Source organism: uncultured Acetatifactor sp. (assembly GCF_948601915.1).
In the GTDB taxonomy this organism is placed as follows: domain Bacteria; phylum Bacillota; class Clostridia; order Lachnospirales; family Lachnospiraceae; genus Acetatifactor.
This window is the reverse complement of the sequence record NZ_CAPDXS010000170.1, coordinates 1-10145: the sequence shown is the minus strand read 5'-3', so window position 1 is coordinate 10145 and position 10145 is coordinate 1. Positions and strand designations below refer to the sequence as shown.

Annotated in this window: 9 protein-coding genes; 8 read left to right on the top strand and 1 reads right to left on the bottom strand. The window is 55.7% G+C overall.

Annotated elements, in window-relative coordinates:
- Window positions 1-742: 742 nt before the first annotated feature.
- The 3 genes from Q2B33_RS24615 to Q2B33_RS21140 all read left to right on the top strand — a co-directional run bounded on the left by Q2B33_RS24615 (window position 743) and on the right by Q2B33_RS21140 (window position 3518).
- The gene (locus tag Q2B33_RS24615) at window positions 743-838 is read left to right on the top strand and encodes a putative holin-like toxin (protein ID WP_330624558.1); all 96 of its coding nucleotides are present in this window, start codon (window positions 743-745) and stop codon (window positions 836-838) included.
- Between the two features lie 509 nt (window positions 839-1347).
- Window positions 1348-1713: a GNAT family N-acetyltransferase gene (locus Q2B33_RS21145; protein ID WP_300564370.1), complete on the top strand. Its 366-nt coding sequence runs from the start codon at window positions 1348-1350 to the stop codon at window positions 1711-1713.
- Window positions 1714-2138: 425 nt separating this feature from the next.
- On the top strand, window positions 2139-3518 hold the full coding sequence (locus Q2B33_RS21140; RefSeq protein WP_300564368.1) for an MATE family efflux transporter: 1380 nt from the start codon (window positions 2139-2141) through the stop codon (window positions 3516-3518).
- A 10-nt stretch (window positions 3519-3528) separates the two neighbouring features.
- On the opposite strand, the gene Q2B33_RS21135 is transcribed toward Q2B33_RS21140, so the two are convergent.
- Window positions 3529-6093: a hybrid sensor histidine kinase/response regulator gene (locus Q2B33_RS21135; protein WP_300564366.1), complete on the bottom strand. Its 2565-nt coding sequence runs from the start codon at window positions 6091-6093 to the stop codon at window positions 3529-3531.
- 259 nt (window positions 6094-6352) lie between these two features.
- Between Q2B33_RS21135 and Q2B33_RS21130 the strand changes: the two genes are divergently transcribed.
- The 5 genes from Q2B33_RS21130 to Q2B33_RS21110 form a co-directional block, all read left to right on the top strand.
- On the top strand, window positions 6353-7030 hold the full coding sequence (locus tag Q2B33_RS21130; RefSeq protein ID WP_300564364.1) for a response regulator transcription factor: 678 nt from the start codon (window positions 6353-6355) through the stop codon (window positions 7028-7030).
- On the top strand, window positions 7024-8265 hold the full coding sequence (locus tag Q2B33_RS21125; RefSeq protein ID WP_300564362.1) for a cell wall metabolism sensor histidine kinase WalK: 1242 nt from the start codon (window positions 7024-7026) through the stop codon (window positions 8263-8265). Before Q2B33_RS21130 ends, Q2B33_RS21125 begins: the two co-directional genes overlap by 7 nt.
- A gap of 127 nt (window positions 8266-8392) precedes the next feature.
- On the top strand, window positions 8393-9085 hold the full coding sequence (locus Q2B33_RS21120; RefSeq protein WP_300564360.1) for a polyphosphate polymerase domain-containing protein: 693 nt from the start codon (window positions 8393-8395) through the stop codon (window positions 9083-9085).
- Between the two features lie 183 nt (window positions 9086-9268).
- Window positions 9269-9943 carry a DUF4956 domain-containing protein gene (locus tag Q2B33_RS21115; RefSeq protein ID WP_300564358.1) on the top strand — a complete coding sequence of 225 codons (675 nt, stop codon included), beginning with the start codon at window positions 9269-9271 and terminating at the stop codon, window positions 9941-9943.
- On the top strand, window positions 9924-10145 hold a 222-nt coding region (locus Q2B33_RS21110; RefSeq protein WP_300797644.1), incomplete at its 3' end, for a hypothetical protein. The genes Q2B33_RS21115 and Q2B33_RS21110, both read left to right, overlap by 20 nt.

Sequence of the window (10145 nt, the reverse complement as noted above, 5' to 3'; positions counted from 1 at the left end):
GAAAAGAGGCTGGAAAAGGCAGAAACTCTGGAAAAGCTGCTGGAGAAGATCAGGATGAAAGCAGATGCGCCCGTGAAACTGCAGGAAAAGGGCAAAGGCGCACAGTTGGATCTGACCATATAGAAGGAGGGATTTTATCATGCGTATAGGAAATAACAGCCAGGGAATCTGGCAGCTTTTATCAAGGATGAATGGGGGCAAAGCACGCTGAAAGTAGGTGACCGTTCAGCAGCATCATGGACATTACAGCAGTTGGAAATAAGCATTGGAAGAAAAGTAGCCAGTGCCGTGAAAGAAAAGGTGCCTGGATGGACGCATGGCAATCAGATTCCGTCTGATGTGCTGGATATGAAGATATAATCTATACACCCTATTCCGCAGAGGGGCATAAAACTTTGCTTCTGCGGACTGCGTTTAAGAACATTGGCAGCCACTATGGACGGGTGTGGTCTGATGAAGAAGAAAAGCAGGGGTATAAATATCTGGCCAGTTGAATATACCCGATGACCCACAGACGAACAAGGGCAGGTCAGGCATCCCTTGTGATGTGTCACAGCCGGGATTTGCTTTGGGAACCGCTTTTGGCAATATATTGAAAAAAAAAGAATATTGTAATTGTCTGACACGGAAATTTGTGCTATACGCCATCCATGGGAAAGTCATAGAGCCAAGGCGGCTCCTACCCTCTTGCTTTAACGGAGGGTCAAGTAACCCTCCAGACGAAAGAAAGGAGGGTGACGCGATGTATGTTACATACTCTGATCTGATTCAGATTGGAATATTCATTGTTGCCTTGATTGGGTTGTGCTACACAATCTTTAGGGGAAAAAGGAAATAGCCGCCACTACTACCAATAGTGACGGCCGCCCGGCTTCTAGCTGGGAAGTTTAGCTTATTCGGAGGGTAGAGCCGCTTCTATGGCTTTCCCTTTTCTATGATTACTATAGCACATCCCGGGAATGGACGCAAGAAGTTTTTATATTTATTCTCCGGTATCTCTCATTACAAATAACCCCTTGAAATCACGATTTAGAATGTCGGCTGTCTGTCTTAGTTCCTTTTCGCTGAAATTGTCACGCTCTAGTTTGTTTCGCAGGGGCGAGTAAGAGAACGGGGACAGGAAAAGGCAGACGCTTTGACGGGGCGGCTGCCTTTTTTGGGGTTGTTGATAAAATGGGATTTATGGCTTTTTATTTCTGATTCTTCTTATATTGAAATTCATTAAGTGTCTGCCTATGTTTCTATACAGGATGGCTTTTAATACTGACATTTATAGGCGTTTTTTGGCGGTTAAAGGTTTTCGTTTGCTGATACTCATATAAAATAGGATTTGATGAGGTGTTTATTATGATAAAAGAAGTAGCTGAGAAAGATATTGCTGAATGCGTAAAAGTGATCAGGGAAAGCTTTTCCACAGTTGCGATCGAATTTGGATTTACTGTCGAAAACGCGCCGAGATTTACAGCATTTGCAACCACAGAAGAACGATTGGAATGGAATTTGACGAAAGAACATAGACTCATGTACGCATTTTGGGAGAAGGGAACCATTGTTGGATACTATTCCTTGCTATTACAGGAAAACAAAGCGTGCGAGTTGAACAATTTATGCGTCATGCCTACATACCGGCACAATGGGATTGGGGAGGAACTTCTGAGGGATGCATTTAAGGCTGCCGGGGCATTATACTGCATAACGCTGAATACTGCCTAATGTAATCATGCGATTGAACCAGTCAGCGTTATGCAGTCTGGTTTCACGGCAAGTGAAATCGTTATGCAGTATATATTGTGATAAGATAAACATAGGCATTGTGGAAGAGAACAAAGTGTTGAGAAAATGGTACGAGTCGTTTGGCTTTGTGTATACCGGGACGAAGAAATTCGATTTCTTCCCGTTTACATGCGGGTATATGGAAAAGAATCTCTAAGAAAATGCAGACACTGAAACGAAAGCAGAGCGCTGATTTACGGTAAGGGACGGTTCGGAGCCGGGATGGGCATTCGGTAGGCCGTCCATGCAGAATATATGCGGCATAAATTTCTTGTACCGGGGATTCGATTGTGCTATGATGGATACTGCGCATGGAATTCATGGGATTTTACAGTTTATCAATGGAAAGGAGCCGCATATACCACATGGCAGTGACGGACAAGACAAGGGAAGAGAGGATGGCGACGGAATCCATCGGCAAGCTCATGGCCAGCATGACCCTGCCGGCCATCCTGGCCCAGATCATCAATATCTTATACAGCATCATCGACCGGATCTACATCGGTCATATGGAGGGCGTGGGAGCCAATGCCCTCACAGGCGTAGGCGTCACCTTCTGCATCACGGTGTTCATCTCCGCCTTTTCCGCGTTCATCAGCAACGGTGCGGCTCCCCTGGCGGCCATCTGGCTGGGGAAGGGGGACAGGGAGCGGGCGGAGAAGATCCTGGGCAACAGCGTCAGCTTCCTGCTGCTGTGCACGGTGGCGCTGATGGCATTCTTCTATCTGTTCCAGAGGCCCCTGCTCTACATGTTCGGCGCCAGCGACGCCACGATTGGCTATGCCACGGACTATCTGTCCATCTACCTGGCAGGGACGCTGTTCGTGGAGATGGCCCTGGGGCTGAACGCCTTCATCATCTGCCAGAGCCAGCCCAGGACGGCCATGCTCTCCGTGCTGATTGGGGCGGTGGCGAACATCATCCTGGATCCTGTGTTCATCTTCGGGCTTGGCATGGGGGTGAAGGGCGCGGCAGTGGCCACTGTGATCTCCCAGGGGCTCAGCGCGGCCTGGGTGCTGTCCTTCCTGATGGGAAAGAGGTCGTCTCTGAAAATCCGCAGACAGTGCATGCGGCTGGAGGGGAAGGTCCTGGGGAGCGTGTTCTCCCTGGGCATCTCTCCCTTTATCATGAACGCCACGGAGAGCTTCATCAGCATCGTGCTGAACCATGGGCTACAGGCCTACGGCGGGGATATGCACGTGGGATCCCTGACGATCATGCAGAGTGTCATGCAGCTGTTCTCAGCGCCCATAAACGGCTTTACCCAGGGAATGACGCCCATCATCAGTTACAACTACGGAGCGCAGAATTTCAGGAGGGTGAAAAAACTCTATGGCTGGATGATAGGCATGTGCTTTGGGTTCCGGTTCCTGACCACGGCCACCAGCATGATTTTCCCCCGGTTCTACGCGGGGTTCTTTACCAATGAGGCGGAGCTGGTGGCGCTGACCGGGAACGTGATGCCGATCTTCATGGCGGGCATGCTGGTGTTCGGCCTGCAGAACGGCATCCAGCCCACCTTCCTGGCGTTGGGGCAGGCGAAGATTTCGCTCTTCATCGCGGTGCTGCGGAAAATCATTCTGCTGATTCCCCTGGCCCTTATCCTGCCCCGGTTCATGGGGGTGATGGGCGTCTACTGGGCGGAGCCCGTGTCGGACGCTATCTCGGCCACGGTAGCCACTTTGCTCTTCGCACTGAACATCCGGAAGATATTGTCCAGGGAAGCACTTGCAAAGATACGGTGAGCCGTCTATCCTATAAGATGTATTTTTTCAGAAGTAAGACCACCTCGTCGAAGTTGATCGGCTTGGCGGTATGGGCATTCATGCCGCAGTCCAGGCATCGCTTGATGTCCTCCGAGAAGGCATCTGCCGTCATGGCGATGATGGGGATGGCGGCGGCATCCGGATGCCCCGAAGCGCGGATGCCCTCCGTGGCTTCATAGCCGTTCATCACAGGCATGCGGACATCCATCAGGATGATGTCGTAATGTCCCGGCGCGGATGCCTGGAATTTCTCCAGGCAAATCTGCCCGTTCTCTGCCCATTCCGGTTCTATGCCGATATCAGACAGCAGCGCCTGCAAAATCTCCCAGTTCAGTTCATTGTCCTCGGCCACCAGCACCCGCCGTCCGGCCAGCTCTGCCTGGCTGCCCTCCGCGGCCTGCAGGTCCTCCACATCCATATATTTTTTCAGTCCGTAGAACAGGGTGGACTTGAACAGGGGCTTGGAGATGAAACCGTTAATGCCGGCCTCCTTTGCGTCCGCCTCCAATTCGCTCCAATCGTAGGCGGAAATCAGGATGATGGGCATGTCATCGCCCACGATCCGCCGGATCTGTCTGGCAACCGAAAGGCCGTCCATGCCCGGAAGCTTCCAGTCCAGCATGATTATCTGATAGTCGCCGCGGGCTTGATGATGCTTCTCCACCATGTTGATGGCATCCTCCCCGCTCATGGTCCAGTCGGCCTGGATGCCGATGGAATCCAGGGCATCCACCGCTGTGCGGCACAGGGTCTCGTCGTCATCCACCACCAGCATCTTCCAGGCGGGAAGGATCATGTCCACTTCCGAGGGCTCGGCCTTTTCCAGATCCAGGATTACCTGGAACCTGGATCCCTTGTTCAGCTCGCTCTCCACGGTGATCCTGCCGTCCATGGCATCCACGATGTGCTTCGTGATCGCCATGCCGAGCCCCGCCCCTTCCGTCTTGTGCACGCGCATGGTGTCCACCCTGGAATAGGAGTCGAAGACATGCTTCAGGAATTCCTCGGACATTCCGGTGCCATTGTCCGCCACGGTGATATGTGTCCGGACATAATTCTCGCCCTTTTCGGGGGGATCCTCCTCCTGGTACAGGGAGAGCTGGATCAGGCCGCCCTCCTGGGTATATTTCACGGCATTGGACAGGAGGTTCAGCAGGACCTGGTTCAGGCGGACGCTGTCGCAGTATACGTCCTCCGATATGATATTGTGGATATGGACGTTGAAGTTCTGGCCCTTCCCCTTTACCTGAGGCTGCACGATGCCCACCACGCCCTCGATCGCCTCCTGGAGAGAGACCCGTTCCGCGGTCAGGGTCATCTTGCCGCTCTCGATTTTGGACATGTCCAGCACATCGTTGATCAGGCCCAGCAGATGCTTGCCGGACAGGGTAATCTTCTTCAGGCAGTTCATCACCTGATCCTTTTCATCGATATGGGCCGTGGCAATGGCGGTCATGCCCACGATGGCGTTCATGGGCGTGCGGATGTCATGGCTCATGTTGGAGAGGAAGGTGCTCTTGGCCCGGGTGGCCGCCAGGGCCTCCTCGCGGGCCGCTTCCAGATCCCTGAGCTGCTTGCAGGTCATCCGGAAATAGATATAGAAGATGACCAACAGCGCTGTGAGGATGATGAAGCCCACCAGCAATGTGGCGAAGGTCCGGTTGGCGTTGAGGCTCTCCACGGTTTCGTTCAGAGGGCCGAAGGGCAGCACCGTCACCAGATGCCACTCCGAATAGGGGAGCAGCGTACAGTAGATCTGCTGGCTGGTGTTCCCCAAATCTAGGACGGTAGAATAGCTTTCCTTCTTTTCCATGGCATCGGAAAGCTCCCGGACATAAGCATCTATCTTCCGGCGGTCGCTGGCCGGATAGCGCTGGTACAGACTTTCGAAGTAATCCTTGTAGTCCATGCCCGTATCGCTGATGATGAAGCTGCCGTCCTTGCGGATGATGTTGGAGGATATCAGGGCGTTCTCCTCGTCCGTGCCCAGCATGGCGCTGATGTAGTCTATGGGGACGGCGGCCACCAGGGCCATGCATGCCTCGCCGTTTTCCATGGGATATTCCGCGCTGATGCCCAGGATGACCACCTCGGTGCCCAGGGAATCATAGCCCACGGCTATCTTTTTCTCGCGGCGCAGGAGGGACTTCCGGAAAGAATCCGGATCCGCAAGCTGGATGGGGTTCCCGTCCAGCATCTCCATTTTCCCGTCCTCGGAATACAGGGCCAGGTAATTGAAGTTCCTGACGTTGGACCTGTAGACCAGCTCCTGGTACAGCTCGTCCCTGTCGGCCATATCTGACGGGACTACCTCCACTATCGCTTCGGCCTGCTCCAATTTCAGCTCGATCAGTGTGCGGAAATGGGCTGTGATATGGTTGTTGATGCCGGCCATGTACAGATCGCCAACTGTATGGATGGATTTTTCGCTCTCCCTGCTGATATAGCGGCCCAGGCAGATGAAGGCCCCTATGCTGATCAGCAGCAGCAGGGTGAAGCTTCCGATTAGAAAATAGGTTGTGCGATGTCCATTCTTGATTTTGCGGGTTTCCATGCTTGTCCTTTCACTGTAAGAGGTTCTTTATTGACAAAGATATTATACCATAATTTCGTGCGCTTCGGCGCACATGGAATCAAAAGTTGACTCAGTTCCCTTCTGAGTCAATATTATAACATATTCACAGAAAAAAGCAATTTACATTACGTACTTGTTTTGCCCGGAGTATTGACATGGGATTCAGGTTCGGGGTAAGCTTGAATCCGGGACATGCCGTCCCGGGGATTTGAAAATAGACGAAATTGAGGTATAAAATATGCGTATTTTAATTGCTGAGGACGAGGTGGAGCTTGCCGGGGCCCTGAAATTCCTGCTGGAAAAGAACAGATTCTCCGTGGACGTGGTCCATGACGGGGAGGAGGCGCTGGAGCGGTTCCAGGGCGCGGCATATGACGTGATCGTGCTGGATATCATGATGCCCGGGGCGGACGGAATGGAGGTGCTGGCCGGAATCCGGGGGAGCGGCTCCGCAGTTCCGGTGCTGATGCTGACCGCCAGAGGGGGGATCGAGGACCAGGTGGCCGGGCTGGAGGCGGGGGCGGACGACTATCTGCCCAAGCCCTTCGCCGGCAGGGAGTTCGTGGCCAGGGTGAAGGCGCTCTCCCGCAGGAACGCCGGATGCCCGGAGGCGCTTCTGTCCTTCGGGGACGTGAGCCTGGACCGCAACCGGTACATGCTGGGCTGCGGGGAACAGTGGGTGCGCCTGAACAATAAGGAGTTCCAGCTGGCGGAGCTCTTCCTGCGGCACCCCCGGTTCGTGTTCTCCACCAGCCATCTGATGGACAGGATATGGGGGCAGGATTCTGAGTCCGGCATCGACGTGGTCTGGACGCACATCGGATTCGTGCGCAGGAAGCTCAAACAGATCGGGAGCCGGGTGGAAATCAGGACGATCCGGGGCGCGGGCTATTCAATGGAGGAGACGGGATGCTGAAGAAGATGCGAAGACGCTTCATCCTGGCGGCCATGGCGGCTTTCGGGACGGTGATGGCGATGCTGCTGGCGGGAATCAATCTTGTAAATTTTTATAGGACCACATCCGTCCGGGACCAGATGGCGGCGAATCTCCTGGGCCGGGAGCAGCGGGCCTTCCACAGGCCCCAGGCCCCTCTGCCCCCCATGGAGGACATGCCGGGGGGAGGGCCGGAAGCGGAGTTCACCACCCGCTTTTTCGCTGCCCACTGCGACCCGGAGGGGCGCATCCTGTTCATCGCCAGAGACCATATCTCCTCCATAGATGAGGATATGGCCGGAGAATATACGGGGAAGGTCCTCTCCGGGGAGAAGGCGAAAGGTTATTACAAGGAATATCGGTATCTCGTCAGCAGGGACGAGAGGGGGATCACCGTCCTGTTCCTGAATGTGGCGGATTCCCTGCAGTTCATGCGCACCCTGTTTATCGTGTCCCTGGGGACGGGGGCGGGCAGCCTGGTTCTGGTCTTCCTCCTTGTCCTGTTCTTCTCCCGGTATGCCATCCTCCCCTTTGCGGAGAACATAGAGCGGCAGAAGCGGTTCATCACGGACGCGGGACATGAGCTGAAGACGCCCATCGCCTCCATCGCGGCCAGCGCGGATGCGGCGGCCATGGAGCATGAGGGGGACCGGTGGATCGAGAACATCCAAAAGCAGACGGTGCGCCTGGGCAGGCTTGTGAACGATTTGGTGGCGCTCTCCAGGCTGGACGAGGAGGCGCCATTTCCGGAGAAGGAGGATTTCTCCTTAAGCGATGCGGCCTGGGAGGCGGCGGAGCCCTTCGCGGCGCTGGCGCAGGCCAGGGGAAAGCGCTACGCCCAGCGCATAGAAGATGACCTGGTGCTCCACGGGGACAGGGATTCCGTCCGCCGGCTCATATCCATCCTCCTGGACAATGCGGTGAGGCACTCGGACGAGGGCGGGGATATCCGCATGGAAGTCTGCAGAAAGCGGGGCAGGGCCTGTATCCAGGTGGAGAATAGCTGCAGCCTGCCCCAGACACAGGATTTAAGCAGGCTGTTCGACCGCTTTTACCGGGTGGATCAGTCCCGGTCTGCCAGGACCGGAGGCACAGGGATCGGCCTGTCCATGGTGCAGGCGATCGTCCAGGCCCACGGAGGCAGGATCCAGGCGAAGCGCCCGGACGGGGAGCGTATCCTGATAAAGGCTTCTATCCCCCTGGCCCCCTTCTCCTGAATTGTTCAAAAAAGATACACAGTTTATTTCAGGTACATTTCAGGAGCTCCCCTTATACTTTCCCTATGCACCGGGAGAACGGTTCTCAGGCCCGGGCGGGCACAGGGACAGGACAGGGAGGACAGGGATGGAGCAGAGGGAGGGCTTTCGCCATGAGCTGAAATACGGTATCGGGTATCCCCAGTATCTGGAGATTCAAAGCCGGCTGCGGCGGGTGATGCGTACTGACCCGCACGGGGATGCGGCGGGCAGATATCTAATAAGGAGCATTTATTTCGACAATTTTACGGACAAGGCCCTGCGGGAGAAGGTGTACGGCGTCCCGTGCCGGGAGAAGTTCCGCATCAGGTATTACAATGATGACTTCTCCTTCATCCTCCTGGAGAAAAAGGTCAAGGAGGATTCTCTGTGCCGGAAGTACGACGCGGAAATCGCGGAGGGGGAATGCGGGAGGCTGCTGAAGGGAGATACGGGCTGGATGCGGGGGCATCCGGCGGCCCTGGTGCGGGAATTGTACGCGAAGATGGGGTATCAGGCGCTGCGCCCCAGGGTACTGGTGTCCTATGTGCGGGAGGCCTATCTCTACGGGCCGGGAAACGTGCGGATCACCTTTGACTCCCATATCAGGAGCGGCATGTACAGCCGGGATTTCCTGGGGGAGGGGAGGACGGACGTAAGCGTGGGGGAGGCCCCCGGGGACATGGTGCTGGAGGTCAAATACGACGCCTTCCTGCCCTCCGTCATCCGGGACCTGGTCCAGACGGGCGGGCTGAGGCAGCAGGCTTTCTCCAAATACGGGGCCAGCAGGAGGTTTGGGTAGTGCGGCGGTGCGTGAATTCCCGTGTGATTAGCGCTTGATGTCCGCGCCAGGACAAGGCGGCGGTGCGTCGCGTCGCCAGATGATGACAGGGTTGTAGTATAGTGGGCGGCGAGCGCTGATTGCGCAGGGATTCATGCAGTGGGGCGCCGGGAACATGGCAGAGGAATATCGGGAGGATATAAGATGAATACATTTCAGGACATTTTCAAATCAGGATTTCTGGAGAGCGTGACGGAATTTTCTTTGGTGGATACTTTGGTGGGCATGGCGTTCGCCGTTGCGATAGGGCTGTTCATTTTCGTGGTCTATAAAAAGACCTTTGCCGGGGTCATGTATTCCACGGGCTTTGTCATGACGCTGATTGGGCTGGCCCTTGTGACCACGCTGGTCATCATGGCCGTGACATCCAATGTGGTGCTTTCCCTGGGCATGGTGGGCGCGCTCTCCATCGTCCGCTTCCGGGCCGCCATCAAGGAGCCCATGGAGATTGTGTACCTGTTCTGGTCCATCGCGGCGGGCATCGTCATCGGGGCCGGCATGATACCGTTGGCGGTGCTGGGCTCCGGTATGATCGGATGCATATTGCTGCTTTTTTCAAATCGAAAAATACACGAAAATCCGTATATATTGATACTGGACTGCGGCGATGAAAGGGCGGAGGACTCCGCCATGGCGATTGCCAGGGAAGCTGTGGCGCGGCTTTCCGTGAAGTCCAAGACCGTGAATGCCGCCGGGATCGAGCTGACCATGGAGATCCGCATGAAGGACGGGGAGACGGCCTTCGTGAACCGGCTCAATGCCGTGGACGGGGTGAGCAGCGCCACGCTGGTGAGCTATAATGGGGAGTATATGGCCTGAGAGGCTGGCGCGGATGGCGGCGGGGGGCAGGGCGGATGACAGGCAGGGCAGGCGGCAGGCAGGGCAGATGCCAGCTCAGCCGGACAGGACAGATGCCAGCCAGTGCCAGACAACGGCCAGGGAGGACAGTGCGGGCGCCAGCCAGTGCAGATGCCAGCCAGTGCCAGACAACGGCCAGGGAGGACAGTGCGGGCGCCAGCCA